Source organism: Nostoc sp. (assembly GCF_036917235.1).
In the GTDB taxonomy this organism is placed as follows: Bacteria; Cyanobacteriota; Cyanobacteriia; order Cyanobacteriales; family Nostocaceae; genus Nostoc.
In genome coordinates this window covers 107,439-133,259 of sequence record NZ_JBALDU010000035.1, presented here as the reverse complement: position 1 = coordinate 133,259, position 25,821 = coordinate 107,439, and the positions used below count along the sequence as shown (strand labels likewise).

Sequence of the window (25,821 nt, the reverse complement as noted above, 5' to 3'; positions counted from 1 at the left end):
TCACTCTCGATTGATAGTGACAATAATTTTTGTTCCTTGACCCGGTTGGCTTTGAATTGTTAGTTGTGCGCTAATGCGCTCTGCTCGTTCGCTCATTCCTAATAAGCCAAACCCACCGCTCAAAGGAATGCTACCCACTCCAAAGCCCCTGCCATCGTCTTTAATCTGTAAGATAAACTGTGTTTCGTTGTACACTAACTCAACCCGAATTTCGCCAGCACAAGCGTATTTAATCGCATTGGTTAATGCTTCCTGCCCAATTCTGAGTAAGTTATTCTCCACTTCGGTTGGTAAGGAATAGGCTGTACCCTGAGTTTCGCAAATCAGAGCCGTGTCGGTCGTCGATCGCATTTGAGCCACTATACGATGCAGGGCACTCTCTAAATTACCTTCTTCTAGTAGCTGCGGACGGAGTGCTGATACTGATCGCCGTGCCCCTGCTAGCCCAGCGCGTGCTAGTTCCTCAATCATTTCCAGATGTACTTGGGTTGCTTCCGGGTCATCCGCCAGCACTTGTGTTGCTGCTCCAACCTGAAGCAGAATACCCGTGAAGGATTGAGCTAGTGTATCATGAATTTCTCGCGCCATCCGGTTGCGTTCTTCCAGAATTGAGGCGTGTTCGGCTCGTTTGCGATCGCTGATATCTGTGTTTAAAGCATAGTATCCAATGACTTGAGCATTTGCATCGAAATCAGGAATTAAGGTCACACTCAAGTACTTTTTGCCCACTGGCAGAGGCATTTCTACTTCAAACGTGGTTGTTTCTCCCCCCAGCGCCTGGTTAATGTAAGGTTCTATCATTTGATACGACATATGATCTATACGATCTACCAGTTCACGAACCGACTTGCCTAAAATTTCATCTCGGCTACAATTACACCAAATCTCATAGGTGCGGTTGACAAAGCGGTAGCGTTGTTCGGCATCAATGTAACCAATACTAACCGGGAGAGCGTCTGTAATGAGCCGCAATTCGTGTTCATGAGCGCGCAGTTCTGCTTCACTTTGCTGTAAAGCCGCTGTTCGTTCCGCAACCTCCTGTTCCAAAGTGCGGTTGTAATTCGCTAAGAGGTGTTCTGCTTGTTTCCGCTCTGTGATGTCTTGAAAGGCTGCGATCGCATAAACCACATTGCCCTGCTCGTCAAAGACTGGCGTTCCCCATGCCTCAGATGGAATAATTGCGTTGTTTTGGTGAATATCTACATCGTCAATTCTGGTGCGTTCGCCGCTCAACGCTCGGATGATTGGCAGTCTCTCACTCGGATAAATTTGATCGGTTCCCGTCACATAAAATTGATAAGTCTCTGAAAGTTGCTCCTGTGTGGCGGCAGGATCAACGCCTTTACCCATAAGCTCAATTCCTCTCTGATTGACATAGTAAGGGCGACCCGTCGCATCAATGATGCCAATTCCTACGGGAATCGCTTCTAAAAATTGAGCCATCTCACTTTCGCTCGCGCGGAGCTTTGAATAGAGCTTGGCATTTTCGATCGCGATCGCTGCCTGAGTGGATAGTAAATTCAGAACTTGCGATCGATCGGGTGTAAAGGCTCCAGCCGCTAATTGATTTTCTAGATACAACACGCCAACGAGCTTGCTTTGATTCAGCAGTGGCAAACAGAGCAGTGACTGAGTTTGGTTGCGTTGAATGTATGGATCGTTGATAAAATTTCCTTCACGAGTTGCATCATTAAAGATGACAGCTTCATGAGTCCGTATCACATACTGAAGGATTGATTCGGGTAGACGATTTGCAATTGGAACTGATTGTAGCACTCGTGTCGCACAAACCTGTTCACCATCATTAAATTCACAAGTAGCTTCGATCGTCCATTCTCCTGAGTTATCCAAAAGCAGGCATCCAGTTTGTGCCCCAGCATTTTCAATTAAAATCTGCATTAGAGAACTGAGCAACTGCTCCAGTTCAATTTCACTTGAAATCGCAAGGGAAGCTTTCATCACCGTCGCTAAATCGAAAGCGATATTTGGGGTATTCGAGGTAGTTCCAGCAGTAGTGCGGATTGGCGTAGAAGTCACACTGGACAACTGAGGGAAAAACTGTGGATAGCGAGTTTCTAAATCTTTGACCTTTGCTGTTGCACCCCATCGCTCATAGCAGTAGTGGGCTTCCTTCATGTAGAGTTGGGCAAACTTTTCTCTACCACGAGATAAGTAATGTTTGGCGGCTAATTCATAAGCTAACGCCTCTTCCTGGATATATTCATTTTCCCTGGCTCCTTGAATTGCTTGCTCATAGAATTCCTCTGCTTCAAACCACTGGCTTAGAACTCGTGCAGTCTCTGCTTGTACCAGATGATATTTATGCAAACAATTCATTGGCGCATACTGTGCCCATTGCTTCATTTTCTCCTGACTAACCGTAACTTTTTTGAGGAGTTCCTCTTGCACTTGAGTGCTGCTTTCAGAGTATATGGCAAGTCTTGCCAGCGCATCATATAGATAGTAAAAAGGAGCAACAGGTGTGCCTGTTATTCGGATTAAATAACGTTCTGCTATGGTTGAGTTTTCAACTGCCTGAGCATACTCAGAAAATAGGTAGCAGAGGATAAGTTTATTGAAATAGACATCAAACGTTGATGTTCCATCATTTGCTATTTCATGTTGTGGCAATCCACTTTCTTCATTGTAAAATTCGCCAACTAGGTGAGTTAGGCTGACCGAAAAGCCCATCAAATTTGCGCTCGCCTGCTGATATATTTGATTCCAGGTTAGCGCCGTTTTCTGTTTTATTTGACGAATCGCTTCATTGTATTTCGTCATCTCGCGCTCAACTTCTACGAGTTCCTTTCCAACTGCATATAATTGGAAGCAATAACAATGAGCACAATAAGCAGCAAACTCTAAATCTCCAACTTCTAAACCTCTTTGGTAGGCTTCTAGCAAGGGCTGGGTTGTGTTTCTAATATGCTCTTTCCAATGAATAATAAAGTTATTCACAATGAGTAATGTTCTAGCTTTGAGAGAATGAACATTAAGGTGTGACAATAGATTTAGCGCAAGTTGTCCAAACTCGTACCCAATCTCAATGTTCCCACTCGTTCCACAAAGAATTAATCCGTAAAAGGCATAGGCAAAGGGAGATACAACAGCATTACCAGATTGAATTGATAAGTTTACTTGTTTAGACACAAGCAGAGGCATCAAATCAGGAGCTGCAACATAGGCAGCGATCGTGATGCTTGATAAGATTCGCATCGCCGCCAACTTGTCCGGTTCGGTCATTTCTGGCAAATGGAGCAAGTCCTCGATTGGCTTCTCGCCAATGAGTGATGCGATCGCGTCTAGTTCAAGCTGAATGTCTGACTGAGTTGGCGTTTCAGGAAAACTGATTCCCAGTTGCTGTAAAACTTGCAATCCAGTGTTGATTGCTTCTAATGGCTGGTTCTGCGCGATGTCAGTTTGAATTTTGACTTCGTAAACTTTCACGATGTCGAGAACCCTTTTGGCTGCTTGCAGAACGCTCGCTGCCCAGGATTCTACCTGCTCAAACTCGCCACACAAATAGGCGACTTCTGTTGTTTCTAAATATAAATCTAATGTCAAGTCATAGTTTGTTTGCCAGCTAGAAGCTGCTAGCCAAACTCTTGCTGTGGCTAAATAGTTTTGAGCCATACTATAGGCGATCGCAGCTTTTGCTTTCTGTCCTGCGATTAAATTTAATCTAGCAATTTCATTGCGTTCTGGTTGATCTGTAACAAGCTCAATTCCATGATTAAGATGATCGACAATTTCAAACAGTCGGTCTGATAGTCTCTCTAGCAAAGTTTTTCCGAGGAGATTGCGACCAATTTGTAAATGAACAATTTGTTTTTGCGACTCATCGATTAAGGTGTATGAGGCTTGCTGCACCCGATCGTGCAAGAACTTATACTCTTGAATTAACAAGTTTTCATCTAATTCAGATAGTGGTTGAATTAATCCAACTTGTATGGCTGTTAGTAAATCTTGAAAAATCGTTTCAGGTGGTTGATCGCAAACAATCGATAGAGTATCTAAATTAAACTCAGCGCCGACGCAAGCAGCTAACCGGAGAATTTGCTGTGTATTTTCTGGCAGTTTCTTCAACTTGTGAAGCATCAACTCCACAACATTATCAGTGATATCTTGGGCTTGGATCTGAGCTATGTTCCACTCCCAGTTTAAGTATTGGGCATCAAAGGTCAATAAATTTTCGCTATGCAGCATTCTCAAAAATTCACTGACAAAGAAGGGATTGCCCTCAGTTTTACGCAACACCAACTCAGCTAACGGACGAACGGTGTCTGCATTTCGATGTAGCGTCTCGGCAATCAACTGACTCAACGGCAAGAGCGTTAAGGGTGCTAAGATAATTTCTTGAAGCACTGCCCCTTGTTTTCGCAGTCTCTCTAGCATTAATGCTAATGGATGCGTTGGATTTACTTCATTATCTCGATAGGCTCCAATTAAAAATAGTGATTTGGTTTGCTCATCCAGCAGCATCAACTCGATTAACTTCAGCGTTGCTGAGTCTATCCACTGCAAATCATCTAAGAAAATCGCCAGGGGATGTGATTCTGAACAAAACACCCGCACAAACTGCCCAAAGATTCGATGAAAGCGATTTTGAGCTTCAATTGCTCCCACTTCTGGTACGGGTGGCTGCTTGCCAATAATTAATTCAACTTCCGGGATCGCATCAATGATGATTTGTGCGTTGTTTCCCAAAGCTGTGAGTAAGAGCGATCGCCACTGTTGCACTTGTTCGTCTGGTTCACTGAGCAATTGCTGCACCAATTTTTGCAGAGCATCTGCGATCGCGCTGTAAGGAATATTGCGCTGAAATTGATCGAATTTACCAGAGATAAAATAGCCGCGCTTTTGGGTAATTGGTTTATAGATTTCTTGCACTAACGCAGATTTCCCAATGCCAGCATAGCCAGATACCAACATCATTTCGACTTGGAATTTTGATTTGCTTCTTTGTTCGCTTTGTGAAGTTGTTTCTGAATTGTTTGGTAAAGAAGCAACGCAATTTGACTCTGGACACGCTACGCGAACAAACGCCGCCAGTAACATTGCAACTTCCTTGTCCCGTCCATACAGTTTTTGGGGAATTTGAAACTGACCCGAAACGTCTTGAAGCGCCAGTTGAATGCTAGAGATTTGACCGATTTCTTTTAATTGTTCAGCACAGATTTCTAAATCCGCTTTGATGCCCCAGGCACTTTGATAGCGATTTTCAGCATTTTTCGTCATCAGTTTGAGAATGATATCTGAAACTGGCTTGGGAATCGTTGTATTTATTTCATTAGGCGGAATAGGATGTTTGGCAATATGACAATGGACTAGCTCCAGCACGTCTGTGGTGGGAAATGGTAGTTGTCCGGTGAGCAGTTCGTAAAATGTCACACCAAGAGAGTAAAAATCGGTGCGGTAATCGAGTAAACGGTTCATCCGCCCGGTTTGCTCTGGAGATAGGTATGCGAGTGTCCCTTCTAAAACATGAGGACTTTTGAAAGTCGGATTCGTGCGGTTAAATTGGGTAGCAATTCCAAAATCAATAATTTTGACAACGCCAGTATCCAGATTGAGGACTATATTTCCAGGGTTGATATCTTTATGAATGATATTGGCTGCATGGATTCTGCCTAGAATATCGCTTATAGCGATCGCAACACTGAGAAAAGTGGATAAGGGCATGGGGCAGAAAATATCTGGACGCTTGTGCATCCATTTCTCTAGGGACTCTCCGCCAAAATCTTCTAAAAGAATCACCAGAGTGCGTTGATAGTCTTGCTGGCTGTATGCTTTGATAACTCCTTCTAATTTTAGGGAGCGGGTAATTTTATATTCCTGTCTGTAGCGAGTCAGTTCTTGGGGAGAAGGATAATCAAGCTTTAGTATTTTTACGACGATCCCTACTCCATCGTCTCTGATGCCCCGATAAACTAGAGAGTTAGAACTTTCATATATCTTGTTTTGAATGGCAATACCAGGTAGAGTAATCATAAAGCAACTCTTGAGAGGATAATCTGGCAATAGCTCAAACTATACAGTAGACCTCTTGCAAAAGTCACTCAGGAAGATTTGATTTTGGGGAGAAAAAGCTCGTAATTGTAGAGAGCAGCAATCAGATTAAAACGCAAACTAAGTCTTTCTCGGCGATTTCTATAAGTAAGAGACAAAACTTTAAATATCTTTAACCTGCGATTTACATGCTCACCTAAAACTCTAATTTTGGCTAATTCTTGATTACTCTTTTTATCTTCGTAACTTAATTTAGCACCCCTGGGTTTTTTCTTGGGAATCCGACTATTGTTATGCATTTTTTGAATACCTTGATAACCTTTATCTCCCAAGCACTCAATGTTTTCTCTTAACCTAACTTTACTATTTTTAAATATTTGAAAATCATGCTCTCTACCAAGACAAGAGCGGTACAGATGATTTGACCATTGGCTTGGTCTACTATTACTTGTGACTTCAGTGTATGCTGTTTATTTTTACCACTGTAGAAGTTTTTCTGTTTTTTTAGGACGTTCAATTGGACTTTCTGTCACATCAACCACTACCACTTCTAACTGAATAATTAGAACTAGCCAACTTTTTCTTCCCAGGAAGAGTAAAATCTCTGGATTTAACCAGTGTATCTTCTATTTTTCGGATAATTCGGTATGCTGTAGACTCGTTTACTCCCCAAGTTTGACCAATATGAAAGTACGTGCGGTATTCTCTCCAATATTCCAATGTCATCAACAATTGGTCTTCCATGCTGAGTTTACCTGGTCTTCCTGTTTTTTGTTTTGTTGCCTTTTGCGGTAAGCGAAGCCATGCCGTTAGGCTTATCGCACGATCTTTAGCATCTGGTTAAAAGTCTCTGGACGTACACCACACAAGCGTTTGAAGTCTTCCGGCTTTAAGCTCTTTACTTGTTCGTAGGTCATTAATGCTACCCAACTCTAACTTATAGATGAGAAAGCTTTATTCTGAAAAGTCGGGAAAAAAGTCGGATTTACAGAATCTTATCCGAAAACTCCAGCAACATAACTGTAGAGTGTATTTATAGTTGTCCCTAAAATCTGAACTCCCCTCGTCGTTACACAATGGACGCTGAAGCAGCATTAGCATGGTTAGATGCCACAATTCCCCCTCAGACTGGGGAACGGTTGAGCGATTTGCAAAAAGTGATTCTTGTGCAAGTTTGGTTGGGTAGAAAATACTTGGATATCGCTCATTCTTACGGTTGTACGGAAGGACACGCCAAGGATGCTGGTTCTCAGTTATGGAAGCTGCTTTCTAAAGTATTGCGAGAAAAGATAACCAAAAGTAATTGTCGTGCTACTTTGGAACGGGTTTTGAGAAAAACTAGTGCGATATCATCAAGTCTGATTGATTACTCGCGATCGCACCAACTCACCCCAAAATTAGAGGATACCAATTTTATTGGACGAACAGAAGCGATCGCTCACCTGAATACTTTGGTAAATCAGGGATCGAAAGTTATTGTTATCCAAGGTGAAGGTGGTTTAGGCAAAACTACTCTAGCGCAGCAATATCTCCAGCAGGGGTTTGACTTGGTTTTGGAACTGTTGATGGCGAAGGAAACTCAAAACATCACCCCCGCCGAACGAGTTGTAGAGGAATGGCTCAAACAAGATTTTGACGAAGAACCTGGAGTAGAATTTGGGGTAACTTTGGCGCGACTCAAGCGCCAACTCCACAATCGGCGCATTGGGGTGTTAATTGATAATCTCGAACCTGCATTAGATCGACATGGTGGGTTGATTGCTTCTCACCGCAACTATGTAGAATTATTGCGGGTTTTGGCTGATGCTAGGGTGCAGTCTGTTACCTTGATTACTAGTCGCGATCGCCTTTGTGAACCTGGGTTAAATGTGAATCACTATCGGCTTCCTGGTTTGGATGAAAGCGCGTGGCAACAGTTTTTTAGCAACCGTGGATTAAGCATCGACTTGCCAACCTTGCAAATCATGCATCGCACTTATGGCGGTAATGCTAAAGCAATGGGAATTCTCTGCGGTTCGATTCAGGAGGATTTTGATGGTGATATGGCTCTTTATTGGCAAGAAAATCATGCCGATCCTTTAGCAGCAACCGACTTAAAAAATTTAGCCGTTAGTCAAATTAATCGTTTGCAAACTCTTGACCCCCAAGCTTATCGCCTACTTTGCCGTTTGGGATGTTATCGTTACCAAGATATACCCAGCATTTCATCTCAAGGGTTGTTTTGTTTACTGTGGGATGTCCCAGCCGATCAACATCGCCAAATCATCGCCTCCTTGAGAAATCGGTCTTTGGTGGAGTGTGAAAAAGGTGAATATTGGTTGCATCCGGTGATTCGGAAAGAAGCGATCGCACGTTTACGCCCCAGCGATGAATGGGAAATTACTAACCACAAAGCCGCAGAATTTTGGACAGCTAGTATTAAACAAATTGAAACTTTTAAAGATGCTTTGCAAGCTCTGGAAGCATATTATCATTATATAGAAATTAATGAGTTTGAGTTAGCGGGTAAGGTAATTTTAAAAAGCAGAAATAATCAATGGCAGCAATTTTTGCCTCTTGGTAGTACGTTGTATCGGATGGGTTTAATTCAGCCGATACTTGCGGCAATTGATCGAGTTGTTCAAAATCTGGAAAATGACCAAAATCTCAGCGAACTTTACAATATACTAGGCGATCTATATTGGATAACAGGTAAGATTAGTCAAGCGATCGCTTGTCAAGAAAAGACTATTACACTCGCAACCCAAGCACTCAAATCACTTGTACCTCAGCCAGAAAACAAACATACAGTTTACTATCTGAGGATGCTAGAAGTAGATTCTTTATTAAGTATTGGTCTTTACAAAATAGATTTGTGGGAACTAGAGGCAGCGGCAAAGTTATTTCAACAAGTAATTTACTTAGCTCAAAATACTGAACATCATCGCTGGGCAGAGAAAGCTTCAGTTTGTTTAGCTTTAGTATATTCCTATTTAGGTTTACATGATGCCTCATCTGCATTAGCAGATGTAGCTTATCAAAATATTACGGACGAAAAACTGGTAGAACAAACGGGTAGATTTGTCTATTTCATGCAAATTCTAGGTCAAACCTACGTTAATTTAGGCGAATTTTCCCAGGCAAATCAGATATTCCACCAAGCTTTGACTTTTGCTGAAGAAAGTCATTATATGCAGGTAAAAGCAAAAACACTCAATGGTTTAGCAGAAATCCATCGGCAACAAACAGATTTGGCATTAGCTCTTGTCAATCATACAGAAGCAATCGAACTTTTAGATAAAATAGGTGCTAAATGCGATCTAGCTGAAGCTTATTTTCAATTGGGTTTAACTAATCAAAAGATGGCAAAACTTGATGAAAGTCAAATGAATTTTAATCGAGCGATTCAGCTATTTACTGAAATCAAAGCACCGAAACAAGTTGAAAAAGTTTTAAACTGCGCTGCTCAAATCTGTGTCACCAGTCGTAGATTGGAAATGAAGTAAAATCTTTGATTTAGTAAACGGTTCTGCAAACAAATCAAAGTAAATAATTAAAAGTTGACTTAGAGGTTGTTTGAAAAGTATTTTACTGTGACTTTAGACACTTTCAGATCCCCCCTAACCCCCCTTAAAAAGGGGGGAACCGGAATTAAAGCCCCCCAATTTATCGGGGGGTTGGGGGGATCGATAACGTTTTGCTACCAACAAGAGGACTTTTCAAACATCCTCTTAGGGACTTGGTGCAGTCCATTGAGAAGTGGTTTGATCGTACTTTCCTCGTATGGTTGCAGCGCGAGGACGAGCTGCTGCTAAAGCCGCTAGCTCATCGTCTTCTGAGGTATAGTCTCCAAAATCTACACCTAATAAACCACCATTACCTAAAATCCCGATACTCTTCAAATGATCCTCAATATTATCTAAATCAAGAATGTCAGAGTCATCATTACTTAAAGTTCCCATCCACATAATCCAAATATCTTTTTCTATTTGATCCACTCCAGGTTTAGTAGGGTCATAAGCCAAAATAGAATTACCAAAGGCACTCATCGCAGTTGCTTTTTGTCTCAATTCGCTAAAGACACTTGCCATTCCATTAATGCGATCGTTCATGGTATTAGTTGCTGTTAGTATATCTGCTGGCGAATATGACGATGCACCACCAGCCATTTGTACCCTAATTTCTGCAATTAATCGCTCAAGAATAACAGTATTCTTATGTAAGTTTGCTAATACTTTATTGGTTTGCAATGCACCACGATACATTGATGCAACGTGTTGCCAAATATTACTTCGCAGCATATCAGGTGAAAGACCATTAGGTTGTAAATCACTGCCTCGCGTTGTAATAGCGTCTGATACAGCAAGAGCTACTGCTGAAGATGCAGCTCCTTGTAAAAATGAAGAACCGGCTGCTGTACCTGCATCCGCTAGGGTGAGAGCAAACCATCCAGCAGCGGTAGAAGGAGCAATATAGGCGGCGGCAAGACCTGCTAAAACACCCGTTCCTATTCCTAAAAATATTCCTCTCCAAAGAGTTTGATTTTGTGCTTCTGCTCTTCCTTGACCAATTACTCTTGAGTAATTGCTGTAAGCCATATCGTAATTTATAGAGAAAATTTTTAATTTTGTACTGATTAAATCAGTATTTGCTACAGATAAATCGACATAGATACTACCTAAATTATGACAAGCATCAATTAATCTTGCATTGGCTTCCGTCAGTGGCAGTTTTGTCGAAAGTTCTGTAACTACTGAGTTTTTTGGCGCTCTCTGCAACACATCTCTTTGCAATACTCCACCTTTCTGTTGTACTACATGGCTTAACTCATTATTTCCTGCCGATTTCCTTTGCCCAAAGTAAACATCGAGAGGCTTAGTTTGCACTTCTTCCTCTTGAGTCTGTTCTTCTTGTGTCATCTGCGGTTGCATAGCAGTATTAGGCATTGATATGACTTGATTGGCCACCTTATCGGCTTCCTGCTCATACTGGTCTCCTGGTTCTCCAATCGTCAGTTTTGCTTGTGGACGACGCAACGCTATGCTACTAATGTCGTGAACAGGCTTTTTTTTGATAGTTTGTGATTCCCAGGATTGTTCGCCAGTAGATTGTGCAGCTTGCAGGTCGGTTGATACCTCAGAGGATGTTTGGATTGAAGCTTTATTTGCGATGTCAAAGCCACGCACTGGATTTGCCAGCGTTGGAGTTGTTGCTGAGAGCAGCGACGGATTTGAAGTGGATATACCTGCTTTCTTGGGTTTAAATATGCGATCGCTCATCTCACATCCTCAAGCATATTTTTGAATCAAATTATACAATTTGTTTCGTGGCGATCGCTACCGACTTAAGTAGAAATTATTCTATGCCAGCAGGTGTTTTGTGTGAGCCAGACTTGTAATTCTAGAAAGCTGGGGCGATCGCTTTTGCAGGTGAATGAATTGGGTTAAGTTAGATTTATCTTGTCAAAAGAGAAATTATTATGTCTTCTGCTCAAGATTTAGGAATAATTTTAGAAGACACACTAGAAGATGTTATATTTCCTCCTGGTGATTTATACAGTGATGAACCACCTTTGGAAACAGAATTTCACTTGCGGCAAATACTGCTGTTGATTCAGTGTTTGGAATGGTTGTGGCAGGAACGTCAAGATTTCTACGCTTGCGGTAACATGACGATTTATTACAGTCCCCGTCAACGCAAGTCTGAGCAATTTAGAGGCCCCGATTTCTTTGTAGTTTTAAATACCCAACGCAAAACACGCAAAAGCTGGGTAGTTTGGGAAGAAGATGGCAAATACCCAAATGTGATTGTAGAAATTCTTTCTGACAAAACAGCTGCTACTGATAGAGGATTGAAAAAGGAAATCTATCAAGATATTTGGCGGACTCCTGATTATTTTTGGTTTGACCCGGTAAGTTTAGAATTTAAAGGATTTCATTTATTAGATGGCTGTTATCAAGAACTGCAAGCAAATGAAGCAGGTTGGTTATGGAGTCAGCAATTGCAGTTATATTTGGGAGTTTATCAATCGAAGTTGCGCTTTTTTACTCCCGATGGACAACTAACGCCCACGCCAGAAGAAGTAGCACACCAAGAACAGCAACAGCGTCAACAAGCCGAACAGCAACTTGCCCAAGTGGAGTCTATGCTTGCTCGCTATCGGGAAAGATTTGGTGAATTACCAGAGTAATTTTGTTTGCTATGGTAGTTGGCGTAGGTGCAGCCTGTCCTAGACATCGCTCACAAATTTTACGAACTATCTAGCTACTAGCATTTTATACCAAGTACAGCATTTCATTAATTCGTAGCGAATTAAATTTGGCAAGACCCAATAATCTTAATGCATCGGCTTGCATTGTTAATGCGTCGGCTTGCATTGTTAATGCGTCGGCTTGCATTGTTAATGCGTCGGCTTGCATTGTTAATGCGTTGGCTTGCATTGTTAATGCGTTGGCTTGCATTAGACCTCTTGCATAAGTCGAATAGACCCCCCTTAATCCCCCCGATATATTGGGGGGAAACTTGAAATTTTGCTCCCTCCCCTTATAAAGGGGACGCTTGGGGAGGGGTGATTCAACGATTTTTGCAAGAGGTCTATTGTTAATGCCTCGGTTTTACCAAAAGCTGTACTAGGGTCAAAATTTTGACACTCCCCGCGATAAATCGACGGGGATTCTTGGATCTAAGACATGACTTGCTCATGCAGGTTTTCACCAACAAGAGTAGAAGACTCATCTCCCCAAGCGTTGCTTGCGTCTAGCGCAAAGGTTCCGGTATGCCCTACCGTACCCAATCCTCGACTAAGGATTATTCTCGCTGCGTTTTCATCCCTATCCATCACACATCCACAACTACAAGCGTGTGTTCTGGTTGATAGGGTTTTCTTGACAATTTCACCACAGATAGAGCAAACAGCGCTTGTGTATTGCGGATTTACCGCAACCGTGACACGCTTAAATACTTTCCCAAAGTACTCAACCCAGACACGGAACTGATACCAAGAAGCATCGTTAATAGACTTAGCTAAACAATGATTTTTCACCATATTTTTAATCCTCAAATCTTCGTAGGCTATCAAGTCGTTTGACTGAACTACGCACCGTGCTAATTTCACAGCATGGTCTTTACGTTGCCTACTTATTTTGAGGTGGCGTTTACCTAAAATCTGTCTAGCCTTACCTCTATTCTTTGAACCTTTTACTTTTCTCGAAACTCGACGTTGTGAACGTCTAAGAACTTTTTCACCAGTGCGAATAAACTTAGGATTCTCAACCATTGTTCCATCTGAATCGGTGTAGTATTCCTTTAATCCAACATCTAACCCAACTGTGTTACCAGTAGCTTCTATGTTTTCAGAACGATCTACATCAATACAAAATTGAACATATACACCATCTGCACGTTTTACCAATCTCACCCGTTTTATTTGGTTAATTTGGTAGAAGTGCAAATCACGAGTACCTTTGAGTTTTAAACGACCAATACCTTTCTTGTCAGTGAAAGTTATTGATTTACGATTGTCTGCAAGCTTCCATCCTGATGTTTTGTACTCAACAGAGCGACAATCTTTTTGAAATTGAGGATATCCCTTTAAACCTGGAATACCCTTTTTGCAGTTGTCGTAAAAACGAGAGATAGAAGACCATGCCCGTTCTGCGCTGGCTTGCCTAGCCATTGAGTTGAGTTCGTTAGCAAAAGGGAATTGTGCTGCAAGCACCGCGCAGTATTTCTGCAAATCGTTTTTACCAGTGCCTTTAACGTCCATCCATAGCCGAATACAGCTATTGCGAATGAACTTTGCAGTCCGAATTGCATCATCTATTGCCAATAATTGCGCTGACTTCCCGTAGGCTTTGAACTCAAAAACTAGCATCGCTTTACCTCCTGTCTTATACTACTATAGACGGTATAAGATAGCCAGATGCAGCTAGAATATTAATTTTGACGGTGGTTAAAACCACCTGAGTCCTTTTTAATCCCCTACCTAAAAGGACAGAATGCGGTACTGCGTACCTGTTCTTTAGGGGCTTTCAAAGTTCCCAGTCTTTTTTGTAAAATCACATCCACCCTCCAACTTCCGCATCAGTCAAGGGTTTCTCTAACTTACTATATTCTGTTTGAGCCGCCCGTAATACGTGTTTCATCTGCACTGCTTCCCCGGCATCGGCAGCCAAAAAAGCGGCATTTAAAGCAATGTTACGGATATTACCCCCAGCGACATTGAGCCGTGCTAGTTGTAGAGCATCTAAATCTGCGGTTGGGGTTTCGGCTGGAAAGACGCGTCGCCAAATCTCGGCTCGTTGTGTTGTATCGGGGAAGGGGAACTGCACGACAAAGCGTATCCGCCGTAGGAAGGCTGTATCAATTGCACTCTTCAGGTTGGTAGTCAAAACTGCTAAACCTGGGTAGCTTTCCATCCGTTGCAATAGATAACTAACTTCTATATTGGCATAGCGATCGCGCGCATCTTTAACTTCACTCCGTTTACCAAATAAGGCGTCAGCTTCATCAAATAACAAAATCACTCCACCTTGTTCTGCGGCATCAAATACGCGACGCAAATTCTTCTCTGTCTCGCCAATATATTTGCTGACTACTGATGATAGGTCAATACGATAGAGATCGAGGCGCAATTTCTGAGCCAGAACTTCTGCTCCCAAGGTTTTACCAGTGCCGCTAGCACCTGCAAATAAAGCGCTGATTCCCAATCCCCGCGCACTCTTGCCCCCAAAACCCCAATTATTATATACAGTACTGCGTTGACGTACATGAGCCGCAATTTCCCGGAGAACTTGTTTCTGCGCTTCTGGCAATACTAAATCATCCCAATCGCCAGATGGCTCAATCCGTTGGGCGAGTTCATCTAAACGCGGACGTGCTTGTACGCGGCAAGCATCCCATAAAATACTAGTAATATCGGTTTCTGGTGTTTGTGCTAACTGTCCTGCGGCTTCTGCACAAGCAGCGCGAATGGTTGCGGCACTTAGGTTAAACTGATCCACTAAGGTTTTGACTTGCCCATTCATTTGCGATGCACTCGCACCTAATGCATCTTGCCAAACTGCACCTTGTTCTTTACTAGTTGGTTGATGTACGTCAAAATTAACTACTAGGCGTTGTGATAAGCCGATCCGTTCCCGACTCGTGACTATTAAAAAGCCCTTTGTGCGTTCGATGAAACGAGCGATCGCATTCAGCCGCGCTGTATCATTAGTATCCAGTTCGTTGCAGTCTATGAGTAAGGCACTCTTACTTAAAATTGTCTCGCGAGTCCACAGGCGGATGAGATTATCCAACTCGCTAGGTGCTAGAGGAATGACTTGTGCGGGCATTACCCACAAGCTTAAACCCTGAAGTTGACAAATTGCGGCGGCAATGGCACGTTTACTAGCAGTTTCGCCACTAGATAACTGGACAATTGGCAGACTATTAACCTTGTAAGCTTGCGCCCAAACTGCTGCTACTCGCTCTGCTAAATCTTGGTGCGAGGGTACTAAATCGCTAACCTCTTGTAATGGCTCAATGATGCCAGCTAGCCGTTCATCAAGATATTGAATACCAGTGAGATAATGTAAAATCCGCTCGTCAATTCTCACGGGACTGAGAGTTAGGGCATGACCATCACCAATTTGAATTAATCGCCAATGACGTAAGGGAGCATTTGGAGCGATCGCATCCCAGTGGACATTAGGTAAAGCTGCCAAAGCTAAACCCAAAGTTGGGTAAGCTCGTTGTGATTCATCGTGAACAATAGCACACAATTTGGCAAAATCTCCATTTAATTCCATACCTGCACACAACAGCAACAAATCGCGTTCAAAGGATGAGAGGCGAAACATTTTGCATACTCTCTCCAATGCCGATGGTGTAGGCATAGCAGCAGTAGCTTCCTGTAACTCATGCTGTAAATGCTCTTGGTTGTTCTCTTCAGGTTGATTTTGCTCTTTTGCCGGATGATTTTCTAAAATACCACGCACCACGGCGAGAGCTGCTGATAGGTAGCGGTAGTTTGCCTCATCCCAATTATGATTAATTGTCGTAGTATTCATAAAATTGTCACCTGTGGCGAATCATATTCCCCAAACTGATTCTTGTGCAGTGGACTTTCTGCACCATCTACCCGCACCCGAACAATATAAGTTCCTGGCTTGACGTTTTTGACCGGAATTGCGATCGCATCAGTGTCTTGAGTCGGTGGTGCAACCAAGAAAGAGTAAGCTACCGGACTATCATCTGATACCTCATTGAGTAGCAGAACTACCCGCTGTGCCTTACCTACTTTGGGTTGAAATTTAACAGTAATTTCTGCTGTGCGTAAATTGTCGCCGCTATTTTCCACTTGAGCGACAAATGCTGTAATTGTTGGATGTAAGACAAAAGCCGCCACGTTTGATTCAACTAGATGATTCGTTTGCTCTGCATTGCCCATTGTTAAATGTACAACTTGGACACCCTGTATACTTGCGTATAAATCTGGCGGGACTAATAAACTGATTTGCGTTTCTTTTACTTCTTGAGGTACTAGTAATGTCTCCGTATTACCAAAACGAACTCGTGTGATTTCACCGCGTAACCGTTTACCACGAATTACTAATTTTGTACCTGCAACAATCATTTGTTCAGTTTTGGTTGGAGCTATAACTTGCTCTATATTCGGTTGAGACAAGGGCATCATGTAAAAATTTTCAGACTTGTCATTGGTGCTTTCAATCAATACCATTGATGCCAAATAGGTCGCTGAAGGTCGATAGTGTGTTTGTAAAGCAGACCATAACTTAGAAGTTTCTTCCATGTTAAAAAACTCTGGAGTCAGTTTGATCTGCCCAATTTGTTCAGCTAAAGCGGATACAGACACACTTGCTACAGCTTGCGAAAAAGCACTTGAAGTATTGGTTGTAGATGCATTTATCAAAGTATTTTCAATAATATCAGATGCGATCGCTGGTGTTTTGTGTAATAAATGCATTGCATAGCCCAGTAGAAGCTCTGCCTGAAAATCCTTGGCTCCGTAGGCTGTTAGTAAGTAGTGCAGGTCAAGGGCTAGTGGTGGAGTTGGAGAGCGCGGGTTTCCATTAATATGTGAGTGCCTGCTCCGAAATTCTTGAGATACCCAATCGACATTGCGATTCTGCGTCACTTGATAGAGAAAAAGGTTGATTTGGGCACGTTCGTCAGCTTCAACTGAAATTCGATCCGGCGGTAGGGCAGTTACAATCACATCACCAACACTAGCAGCGATCGGATCGCTGACTAAACCATTTTCCAGCAAGACTTTTAGTACTGCTGTCACGGCGGCTATAGAGAGCACATTACTCATCCTGATTCCTCATGGCAATAGCACATATTAATCATGTACGCCAGAGCACATTAATAGAATATATTTTGCAAAACTTTAAGTATTCTGTAGCAAAGACTATCAGCACGGCAGACAAAAGCGCGTTGTCAACTATTAGTACAGTATGGCGTAAATCCACCTAGTATCTCAATTGAAAAGACTCGGCAACGATCAAAGTCACCTTGTTAGAAGTTGGCAAATTTCCACTTAAAGCTATCTGACGTACTTGAACAGTAGAACTTTTAAAACATCTTTTTAATTAAGACTTTAAATAATTAAAACTAAAGTACCTATGACTACTAACCCCGTTCCTAAAATGATCTTCCAGCTTAATGTTTCTCCCAAGAAAATAACTGAAAACAATAAAACTAATACCAAGCTTGATTTATCAATTGGTGCGACAAGGGAAGCTTTTCCGGCTTGTAAGGCTTGGAAGTAAAAAATCCATGATAATCCTGTAGATAATCCAGATAATAATAAGAAAATCATGGTTTTTTGGGATATAGCTAAGATATTAACTACGTTTCCCTGAAAAAATACAATCCCCCAAGCAACTACTAAGATGACAACAGTTCGGATTGCTGTTGCTAAATTAGGATTCACATTTTCTATCCCAATTTTGGCAAAGATAGTTGTCAATGCTGCAAAGCCAGCTGACAATAATGCATATATCCACCATGTTGTGGTGTTGCTTTCCATCTTAGCCTCCTGATTTGCTAGTCAAAATTAGCAGTGTAATTTAAGAAGAGTGTTAAATTCAATTACTTGTCTGTAAAGTTTGACTTGCTAGGTTCGTAGTTTACGCTCTACCGTTTCACTCTCTTAGCCACTCAGCACTACTGAAGCAGACGATTCTCGTCGAACTTGCGCTAACTTAATATCAGGAACAAATTTCAACTGCTATTAGGTCTAAAGTTTAAACATTTTATCAAAATTATCACATTACTTTAAGTTCCTAATATGTTAAGCTGAGTATAATTAAATAACTACTAGTAGCATCTATTACTAGTATTCATCTAAGTTATGAAGCGATCGTATTTGTAATACTAGTACTATCTCTGACTAAAGTTAACATTTAAAGTAACTAGGATGGGTTGCCCCAGATGAAATCCCCACCTTCTTCAAATTCTTGGAATGGTCGCTTCGTAGGTGATAACCAGCGATACCGTTTGGACAGACGGTTAGGCGGGGGTGGCATGGGAGAAGTCTTCCTAGCAACAGATACCCGTGTTGGTCAACAGGTAGCGTTGAAGTTGCTCAAAGATACGCTAGTGGCATCACTCGAAATGAGAAAGCGTTTTGAGCGGGAGGTGGCAGTTTGTGCTGCTTTGCAAAGCGACCATATTGTTAAGATTAGTGATTGTGGTGTAACCCCGGAAGGTTTTCCATTTTACGTCATGGAATATTTGCGGGGGCAAACGCTTAGACAATTACTGCTGCGCGAAAAGCGGCTGTCTGTTGAGCGGACGGTGAAGATTATGGCGCAAGTTTGTCAAGGTCTACAGCTTGCCCATCAAGGAGTTACTCTCCAACGGGATGGCGGCAAAACCACTGAACATATTCAGGTAGTTCACCGCGACCTGAAGCCAGATAATATATTTCTAATGTCGACAGATTTGGGAGAGTGGGTGAAGGTTTTGGACTTTGGTGTTGCCAAAATTCGTAGTGAATCTTCAGAAAATTCCAATATTACAAATATAACTAGTACCTTTATCGGGACATTTCGTTACGCACCTCCTGAACAAATCCAAAGCGATCGCAACCTGGATGCTAGAGGTGATATTTACAGCTTAGGGATTATCCTTTATGAAATGCTGAGTGCAGCCGACCCTTTTGGAATCAGCATTAAGGGTAGTCATATCAGTGAGGCTTCTTGGGTATTAGCTCACGCTTATGAGCCACCAAAACCACTGCGCGAGCAACCAGGGTGTGAGCATTTACCCGTACAATTGGAAGAAGTGGTGATGAAATGCCTCCACAAGAACCCAGCTAACCGATTTGCAACGGTAGAAGAACTGAATCAAGGTTTACAAGCTGCTGCCAAATTTGCCACAGATAATAGTAGTGTACCCGGACAAATTACTGGGCGATCGCAACCTTCTTCTAATCAAGGCTCAAATCACGAAACTGTTCCCAGACAATCAAACGACGATACGATTCTGCGTCCTCCATCTGGTTTCAATCAGGGTTCAAATCACGAAACTGTTCCCAGACAATCAAACGATGACACGATTCTGCGTCCTCCATCTGGTTTCAATCAGGGTTCAAATCACGAAACTGTTCCCAGACAATCAAACGACGACACGATTCTGCGTCCTCCATCTGCTTTCAATCAAGGCTCAAATCACGAAACCGTTCCCAGACCATTTAACCCAGTTGAGCAAAATCAACAGAGTCCTGGGAATAATCCGAACGCCAGCAAACCTGATGTGACGTTATATCAACCACGACCAGGAGCTAATCAAGGCGGGCAACAAGTACCACCAGATAAGACGTTGTTTCAACCGCGACCAGGAGCTAATCAAGGCGGTCAACAAGTGCCACCAGACAAGACGTTGTTTCAACCGCGACCAGGAGCTAATCAAGGCGGGCAACAAGTGTCACCAGACAAGACGTTGTTTCAACCGCGACCAGTATCTAATCAAGGCGGGCAACAAGTGCCACCAGATGTGACTTTATATCAGCCACGACCTCCGTCTAATCAACGCAGACCACAAGCGCGAACGGATGATACTATTTACCAACCAAAGCTAAGTGAGCAGCTAACTACGAGAATTACTCCCAATTTCTTGCGAATTGTAGGGGTGGTGTTGGCTATTGGGCTGACTTTAGCAGTAGTAACCTATATATATACTCAATCGCAATCTGGTAAACAGCCAAACAACCAGCAAAATTTACCTAACAGCGATCAGCGCATTTAGAACTAATCAGTTTTCAATCAATACGGTTCGGTTAAGTTAAGGTTTTTTGATGAAAATTATAGATCGCAAAGCAAAGACGCGATAAATCGCCGTCTCTACAATATGAGTCTGTTGTAGAGACGGCGATTCATCGCGTCTCCCGACTTGGGCGAATTGACGTACTACTCATAGGGGTACACCAATCAGCATTGCTGTGCCCCTATAATTCATCCCAAACTATGGGAAAAGAATAATCTGAAAACGCCGAGAAATCACGATTTTCGCTGCGGGTTTCTTCATCCAGAACTTTGACAACTTTGTTATAAATGTCTTGTGCTTGTTGCGGTGAATCACCGATGCTGGTTAATCCCACCTTGCCAAACTGCGAAAGGCAACCCATAAGATGAAACACTGTACCCGTTTCTGTACCGCTGTCAAACTGCAATCTGTGGTGAGCGATGATATCCATTAAATCATTAGGTAATAATCCCTGATAACGCTCTTTTTGGAGATTATCAGTGGCTACGTAGTATTTTGGACGACCTTGTTGACTATAAAATAAACCCGTGGAAAGGTCATAGCGACCGTTCGTTAATAATTTCAGGGTCATGAATGGATGAGTTGTACCGCCTTTACGTAGGTTAATTTCGATCGCCTGAATATCCCACTCTCCATTACCCTTGTCAACGGCGATAAAATCTACACCAAACCGCTCTAAAGTACCTTTCTCTGCTAGCTTTTTGCCAACTTTAAGTCCCAATTGCTGTAATTGCAATCGATATCTTTCATCAGCAGGAAAGCTGCAACCAAGATAAATTTGACCGTCTGGGCCTCCGAGAATTTGGTCGTGAGTTGAAAGGATTTCCACTTCACCTTGGGGCGTGATCCGTCCTTGAACGCTGGGCGATCGCTTAATTTCCCCTTCCACAAATGCTTCAGCGATTGCCCCTAACTCAGGCATTTTTCCCAAAAAACTATCCCAAGTTTCTTGTTTTGCTTGAAAGCGCATCGTTGATAAGCGATCGCTAATTGCTGCTATCCTTTCAGCATGAGTACCAATGTTTGGTGCTAAATTCTCAATCGGTCTAAGATCCAGCAATGCATTGCCCTCTCCAGAAATGCCCTCGTTGAGTTTTACTACTACCCGTTTTAATGTTGGTTGGCGTTCCCACAAATCAACGGTAGCTTCTGCCATATCTGTGTGGTTCCAAACTTTTTCGCTGCCATCTGGATGTGGTACTCCGCTTTCCTTGAAAATTTGCCGACTACCACTTTTTGTCCCCCAAATCTGTAAATCTGGTGCAGCAGCATACAGTGGTACACCTAATTTTAAAGACAATTCGCCTTCCCAGTGCGAAGAGTTGTAGCAGATCATAAATGATTTATCTAGCCTCAAAGATTGCTGAATCCGCTCTAGCAGACGGGGGCGTTCTAAAATCTTTTGGCTCAGAGGCTTAAGGGAGGAATCGTAAGTTGAAAGTAACAGCAAGCGATTGCGAGCATGAGAAAAGGGAATTCCTGGCAACAGTTGCAAATAATAATCAATGATACTTGGATGCAGCGGTACTGATGTTACATAAATCAGCCGAGTTTTGGGATTCCGCAACCGAATTAAAGAAAATAGTAATCTTTCTTCATAATGCTCGCAGCCCTCGATCTTTTGGAGTTCGCGCTGGTCGAGACTCAAGGAGGGAATAATTAAAATATCCGCTTCGCTATTGTCAAATAGTTCGCTCGTTTTCCAGCGATCGCGCAGGGTTAATTGTAAGTGGTGAAACTTTTCAACCTGTTCTAACTCGGAAATATTTAATGTTGCCATAACCCCTGCCCTCTAATGATCTCAATGTAGCGCACCACGCACCCTTTTGGACGATGTATAGTCGCCGTGTCAGGATTCAGATAGTTTTGCAAAAAATTTCTGGAAGTCCGCAAGGATCGAGCAAACTATAGCAACCCGCAAATCGCCGACTTCTTTAATTCTTTTCCCTCTTAAGGTTGAGCTAATTGCTGCTTACTTTACCTCTAGGGGGCGATAAAGTACAGCAATATAATAGTTAACTTTAAAGCAGATCAAAAAGATAAATTCTTCATCACATGAGAGTTGTGTACTTATTTTCATGGTGAGGCGTGAGGATAACTAATGTTAGTTGCGTAGAGTTGCGGAAATAAGTAAGTTTGGCAAACATCCAGGATATAAATGCCTAAAATTGCAAATGGCTAGTGAAAGCCAAAGCAAAAAATAAACCTTGGGTTGAATTTTCGATCCAAGGTTTAGTTATGAAATAGGAGAAATATGGAGTGTAACTAATTCCCAATGCCCCATTCAATATTCAATTATCAAGGTAAAACAGATGGCTAAATCAAAAGAACCAAAAGAGAAAAAAGAGCAAAAATTGCAACCGCCACAGCAACAAGAAGCACCAGGTGTTGAATCAGAAATGACACCAAAACCCAAAGCTGACGATGCTCAGTATCGGGGTAGTGGCAAGTTACAAGATAAAGTAGCATTGATTACGGGTGCAGATAGTGGGATTGGTCGTGCTGTTGCGATCGCATTTGCAAAAGAAGGTGCAGATGTGGCGATCCTTTACCTTAACGAACACGATGATGCCAAAGAAACAAAACATTTAGTAGAAAAACAAGGGCGTCGTGCAGTAACCATTGCAGGTGATATTGGCAATGAAACTTTTTGTCAGCAAGCCATACAGCAAACAGTTGGTGAATTTGGCAAACTTGATATTCTCATCAACAACGCCGCCGAACAACATCCGAAAGAAAGTATTGAAGAAATCACCGAAGAACAACTAGAGCGAACCTTCCGCACTAATATCTTCTCGATGTTTTTCATGACTAAAGCTGCACTTAAGCATCTACAAGCGGGCAGTACTATCGTCAATACCACATCGGTAACAGCTTATAAAGGTAGCCCACAACTACTAGATTATTCCTCTACAAAAGGTGCGATCGTTGCTTTTACTCGTTCCTTATCAAAAAATTTGGTATCAAAAGGAATTCGGGTTAATGCTGTTGCACCAGGGCCAATTTGGACACCTTTAATTCCCTCAACTTTCCCCGAAGAGAAAGTTGAAAATTTTGGGAAACAAGTACCAATGGAACGAGCAGGACAACCTGAAGAAGTTGCTCCTAGCTATGTATATTTAGCCTCAGATGATAGTTCTTATGTCTCTGGACAAGTGTTACACGTCAATGGTGGAGATGTTATCAATGGTTAAGTGAAAAACTTAGTCATTAGTTATTAGTCATTAGTTATTCACTTGGGATCGAAGACTAATGACTAATGACAAAGAAATAATTACTTCTAATTCTACCCTCATGGTCTTCCATTGGAGGGATGAGTAAATGTGGGAATATTGATAGTCTATCTAGCAGCAAACATTTAATAAATAATAACTACGTCTATGGCATCTCCTACACCACTGAATGGCAGAGAACTAGTAGATTGTGCTAGAGCAAATGCCCAGCAAGGAATTGAAACTGCTGCTTATCAATGTGGCTATGGTCAAGACCTCAACAAATTTGCCACAGAACTTAGACAAGCTTGTGAAGACATGAATTTACAAGTGAAGGAACTTAGCGGATTGATTACTGACCAGGACATGATACTGCAATTGGGTACTGGCGAAATTGTTGCCCCAGATTCGGAATCAGAATTGTAAAAGTTAAGTTAGTCATTTGTCCTTTATCATTTGTAGTGTGTTATTCACTAATGACTAATGACTAATGACTCTTTTCATAACTTTAAAATTACCCGCGCCAAATTGAAATAAATTAAAACACCTACGACATCAACGGCTGTGGTAATGAATGGTGCTGACATTAATGCCGGATCTAAACGAAGATAGCGAAATAGAAATGGCAGTGCTGAACCGGAGATCGAAGCTAAAATAGAAATAGCTATCAGACTAGTGCCTACAGCGATCGCTACTTCTAATCGTCCTTGCAGAAAATAAGCCCAGACAGTAGCGATCGTACCTAACATTCCTCCCAATAGAGCGCCTGCGATCGCTTCCCGGCCGATTACCTGCAATGCACCAAGCGATCGGATTTCATCGGTGTTCATCCCGCGAATCACCACTGTGGAAGATTGAGCGCCTACATTACCCCCAGTACCAGTCAACAAGGGGATAAAGGCCGTCAGTGTCACCACTTTTGCTAAAAGATCCTCTTGTGACTTAATAATTGTCCCTGTGACGGTATTGGTTATAAGTAAGACCAATAACCAGACAACTCGCTTCCGAGCAATTTCTAGCAAATTCATTTGAAAATAATTGTCGCCCCCCGACTGCACACCACCACCCAAGGCATAGATATCTTCGGTGGTTTCTTGTTGCAAAATATCAATTACATCATCTACGGTGACAATACCTACTAGAAGCTGTTCTCGATCTACCACAGGCACAGCCAAAAAATCATATCTTTGGATTAATCTTGCGACTTCTTCCTGGTCTGTATCAGTGTAGACAAACACCACATCACGGGTCATAATCTCGCCAATAATTTGCTCAGGCTGAGACGTTACTAATTCTCGCAACGATACAATCCCCGTCAAGCGCCTTGCCGCATCCATGACATAAAGATAATAAATCATCTCACTGGCATTAGCTAAGTTGCGAATTCGCTCTAGAGCTTGAGATACTGTCAAGTTTTCTTTCAGCGAGATTAGCTCTAGCGTCATGATTCGCCCAGCTGTATCAGCTTCATAACCCAATAGTTGAGCTGTAGCTTGACGTTCTGCTGGACTCAGTTGTTCTAGCAAGCGATTGACGACTTTTGCTGGTAATTCATCAAATAACCTAGCTCGGTCATCCGGCGACATTTGATCGACAATATCGCAGACTTCCTGGCTTTTAAGTTCTTCAATTAACCGTTCTTGAACACTGTAGTCGAGATATTCATAAACTTCTATAGCTTCATCCTTAGAAAGCAAGCGAAAAGCCAAAGCGTGCATCGCTTCTGGCAAACCCTCAATCGCCTCGGCTATATCCGCAGGCTGCACAGGCACGAGAATAGATTTTGCTCCCTGCAAGTCTCCTGCCTCTAGGAGCATTTGCAGCTGAGTCCGCACTAAATCTCGCAATTCCCTGCGTGAGAGATTCTGGATGGTAGAGTTTAAATTGTTTGTCTCAGTCAAAATCCACTTTCCTCAGCCAGTTTGAACAAGGTTGCTGCCCCTAGTCTAGGGGAAAGTGGGATGTGCAAGGTCAAACTTGTAATTTTTCTGACTTTGAGTAAATTGAAAACTTATGTAAATGAACGAAAGAGTAGGGTTTCGGATGCTGACAATTCTTTGCGTTCAGCGATATCACAGCGTCTCGTTGACGCTGCGCTATCCACCAGTCGTACAGAATACCCGACTGAATTCTGACTCCTGACTCCTGAATTCTGTTCGATAAAGTAATAGTCAAGATGAAGTATGGATAAATATTAGTTTTTTAAATCTTTAAATATTAAAAGTTTTCTTTATCTAATTTTTATATAGTTAATAAATCTGTAGATAAAATACGCTAAATTATCCGGTATTTTGGCAATTTTTACTTAAACATCATCAAAACTTTTGTATTCCTTTAAAAAAGAATA

At 42.2% G+C, this 25,821-nt stretch carries 16 protein-coding genes; 5 read left to right on the top strand and 11 right to left on the bottom strand.

What is annotated here, in order from left to right:
• The 3 genes from V7K44_RS12645 to V7K44_RS12635 form a co-directional block, all read right to left on the bottom strand.
• Entirely contained in the window at positions 1–5,991 is a 5,991-nt protein-coding gene (locus tag V7K44_RS12645) for an AAA family ATPase (RefSeq protein ID WP_334931883.1), read from the bottom strand.
• 68 nt (positions 5,992–6,059) lie between these two features.
• Positions 6,060–6,425, bottom strand: coding sequence for a transposase family protein (locus tag V7K44_RS12640; protein WP_334932019.1), 366 nt, complete (start codon positions 6,423–6,425; stop codon positions 6,060–6,062).
• Positions 6,426–6,543: 118 nt separating this feature from the next.
• On the bottom strand, positions 6,544–6,753 hold the full coding sequence (locus V7K44_RS12635; protein ID WP_334931881.1) for a helix-turn-helix domain-containing protein: 210 nt from the start codon (positions 6,751–6,753) through the stop codon (positions 6,544–6,546).
• A gap of 332 nt (positions 6,754–7,085) precedes the next feature.
• On the opposite strand from V7K44_RS12635, the gene V7K44_RS12630 reads away from it, so the two are divergent.
• Positions 7,086–9,494: a tetratricopeptide repeat protein gene (locus V7K44_RS12630; protein ID WP_334931879.1), complete on the top strand. Its 2,409-nt coding sequence runs from the start codon at positions 7,086–7,088 to the stop codon at positions 9,492–9,494.
• A 225-nt stretch (positions 9,495–9,719) separates the two neighbouring features.
• On the opposite strand, the gene V7K44_RS12625 is transcribed toward V7K44_RS12630, so the two are convergent.
• Positions 9,720–11,267 carry a hypothetical protein gene (locus V7K44_RS12625; RefSeq protein WP_334931877.1) on the bottom strand — a complete coding sequence of 516 codons (1,548 nt, stop codon included), beginning with the start codon at positions 11,265–11,267 and terminating at the stop codon, positions 9,720–9,722.
• A gap of 200 nt (positions 11,268–11,467) precedes the next feature.
• Here V7K44_RS12625 and V7K44_RS12620 point away from each other — a divergent pair, with 200 nt between their 5' ends.
• Positions 11,468–12,178, top strand: coding sequence for a Uma2 family endonuclease (locus V7K44_RS12620; protein ID WP_334931875.1), 711 nt, complete (start codon positions 11,468–11,470; stop codon positions 12,176–12,178).
• A gap of 85 nt (positions 12,179–12,263) precedes the next feature.
• Here V7K44_RS12620 and V7K44_RS12615 read toward each other — a convergent pair whose 3' ends face one another.
• The 5 genes from V7K44_RS12615 to V7K44_RS12595 all read right to left on the bottom strand — a co-directional run bounded on the left by V7K44_RS12615 (position 12,264) and on the right by V7K44_RS12595 (position 18,022).
• Positions 12,264–12,449, bottom strand: coding sequence for a hypothetical protein (locus V7K44_RS12615; RefSeq protein ID WP_334931873.1), 186 nt, complete (start codon positions 12,447–12,449; stop codon positions 12,264–12,266).
• A 221-nt stretch (positions 12,450–12,670) separates the two neighbouring features.
• Positions 12,671–13,861: an RNA-guided endonuclease InsQ/TnpB family protein gene (locus tag V7K44_RS12610; protein ID WP_334931871.1), complete on the bottom strand. Its 1,191-nt coding sequence runs from the start codon at positions 13,859–13,861 to the stop codon at positions 12,671–12,673.
• Positions 13,862–14,045: 184 nt separating this feature from the next.
• Positions 14,046–16,037 (bottom strand): ATP-binding protein, encoded by a 1,992-nt coding sequence (locus V7K44_RS12605; RefSeq protein WP_334931869.1) that lies wholly within the window; start codon positions 16,035–16,037, stop codon positions 14,046–14,048.
• Positions 16,034–17,305, bottom strand: a complete 1,272-nt coding sequence (locus tag V7K44_RS12600) for a DUF4255 domain-containing protein (protein WP_334931867.1) — start codon at positions 17,303–17,305, stop codon at positions 16,034–16,036. The genes V7K44_RS12605 and V7K44_RS12600 overlap by 4 nt, the downstream gene beginning before the upstream one ends.
• Before the next feature lie 285 nt (positions 17,306–17,590).
• Positions 17,591–18,022, bottom strand: coding sequence for an EamA family transporter (locus V7K44_RS12595; protein WP_334931865.1), 432 nt, complete (start codon positions 18,020–18,022; stop codon positions 17,591–17,593).
• A 404-nt stretch (positions 18,023–18,426) separates the two neighbouring features.
• On the opposite strand from V7K44_RS12595, the gene V7K44_RS12590 reads away from it, so the two are divergent.
• Positions 18,427–20,244, top strand: coding sequence for a serine/threonine protein kinase (locus tag V7K44_RS12590; RefSeq protein ID WP_334931863.1), 1,818 nt, complete (start codon positions 18,427–18,429; stop codon positions 20,242–20,244).
• 199 nt (positions 20,245–20,443) lie between these two features.
• Here V7K44_RS12590 and V7K44_RS12585 read toward each other — a convergent pair whose 3' ends face one another.
• Entirely contained in the window at positions 20,444–22,042 is a 1,599-nt protein-coding gene (locus V7K44_RS12585) for a peptide ligase PGM1-related protein (protein ID WP_334931860.1), read from the bottom strand.
• A gap of 532 nt (positions 22,043–22,574) precedes the next feature.
• Here V7K44_RS12585 and V7K44_RS12580 point away from each other — a divergent pair.
• Positions 22,575–23,456 (top strand): SDR family oxidoreductase, encoded by an 882-nt coding sequence (locus V7K44_RS12580; RefSeq protein ID WP_334931858.1) that lies wholly within the window; start codon positions 22,575–22,577, stop codon positions 23,454–23,456.
• 186 nt (positions 23,457–23,642) lie between these two features.
• A complete protein-coding gene (locus V7K44_RS12575) occupies positions 23,643–23,900 on the top strand; it encodes a hypothetical protein (RefSeq protein WP_334931856.1) in 258 nt (85 codons plus the stop codon).
• Positions 23,901–23,974: 74 nt separating this feature from the next.
• Here the strand turns inward: V7K44_RS12575 and mgtE are convergent, their stop codons facing one another.
• Positions 23,975–25,375, bottom strand: coding sequence for a magnesium transporter (gene mgtE, locus V7K44_RS12570; RefSeq protein WP_334931854.1), 1,401 nt, complete (start codon positions 25,373–25,375; stop codon positions 23,975–23,977).
• Between the last annotated feature and the right edge of the window lie 446 nt (positions 25,376–25,821).

Excerpts from the sequence above, each read along its gene's own strand:
- V7K44_RS12645 (WP_334931883.1), bottom strand. The coding sequence starts at position 5,991 with ATGATTACTCTACCTGGTATTGCCATTCAAAACAAGATATATGAAAGT.
- V7K44_RS12635 (WP_334931881.1), bottom strand. The coding sequence starts at position 6,753 with ATGGAAGACCAATTGTTGATGACATTGGAATATTGGAGAGAATACCGC.
- V7K44_RS12630 (WP_334931879.1), top strand. The coding sequence starts at position 7,086 with ATGGACGCTGAAGCAGCATTAGCATGGTTAGATGCCACAATTCCCCCT.
- V7K44_RS12625 (WP_334931877.1), bottom strand. The coding sequence starts at position 11,267 with ATGAGCGATCGCATATTTAAACCCAAGAAAGCAGGTATATCCACTTCA.
- V7K44_RS12620 (WP_334931875.1), top strand. The coding sequence starts at position 11,468 with ATGTCTTCTGCTCAAGATTTAGGAATAATTTTAGAAGACACACTAGAA.
- V7K44_RS12615 (WP_334931873.1), bottom strand. The coding sequence starts at position 12,449 with ATGCAAGCCAACGCATTAACAATGCAAGCCAACGCATTAACAATGCAA.
- V7K44_RS12610 (WP_334931871.1), bottom strand. The coding sequence starts at position 13,861 with ATGCTAGTTTTTGAGTTCAAAGCCTACGGGAAGTCAGCGCAATTATTG.
- V7K44_RS12605 (WP_334931869.1), bottom strand. The coding sequence starts at position 16,037 with ATGAATACTACGACAATTAATCATAATTGGGATGAGGCAAACTACCGC.
- V7K44_RS12600 (WP_334931867.1), bottom strand. The coding sequence starts at position 17,305 with ATGAGTAATGTGCTCTCTATAGCCGCCGTGACAGCAGTACTAAAAGTC.
- V7K44_RS12595 (WP_334931865.1), bottom strand. The coding sequence starts at position 18,022 with ATGGAAAGCAACACCACAACATGGTGGATATATGCATTATTGTCAGCT.
- V7K44_RS12590 (WP_334931863.1), top strand. The coding sequence starts at position 18,427 with ATGAAATCCCCACCTTCTTCAAATTCTTGGAATGGTCGCTTCGTAGGT.
- V7K44_RS12585 (WP_334931860.1), bottom strand. The coding sequence starts at position 22,042 with ATGGCAACATTAAATATTTCCGAGTTAGAACAGGTTGAAAAGTTTCAC.
- V7K44_RS12580 (WP_334931858.1), top strand. The coding sequence starts at position 22,575 with ATGGCTAAATCAAAAGAACCAAAAGAGAAAAAAGAGCAAAAATTGCAA.
- V7K44_RS12575 (WP_334931856.1), top strand. The coding sequence starts at position 23,643 with ATGGCATCTCCTACACCACTGAATGGCAGAGAACTAGTAGATTGTGCT.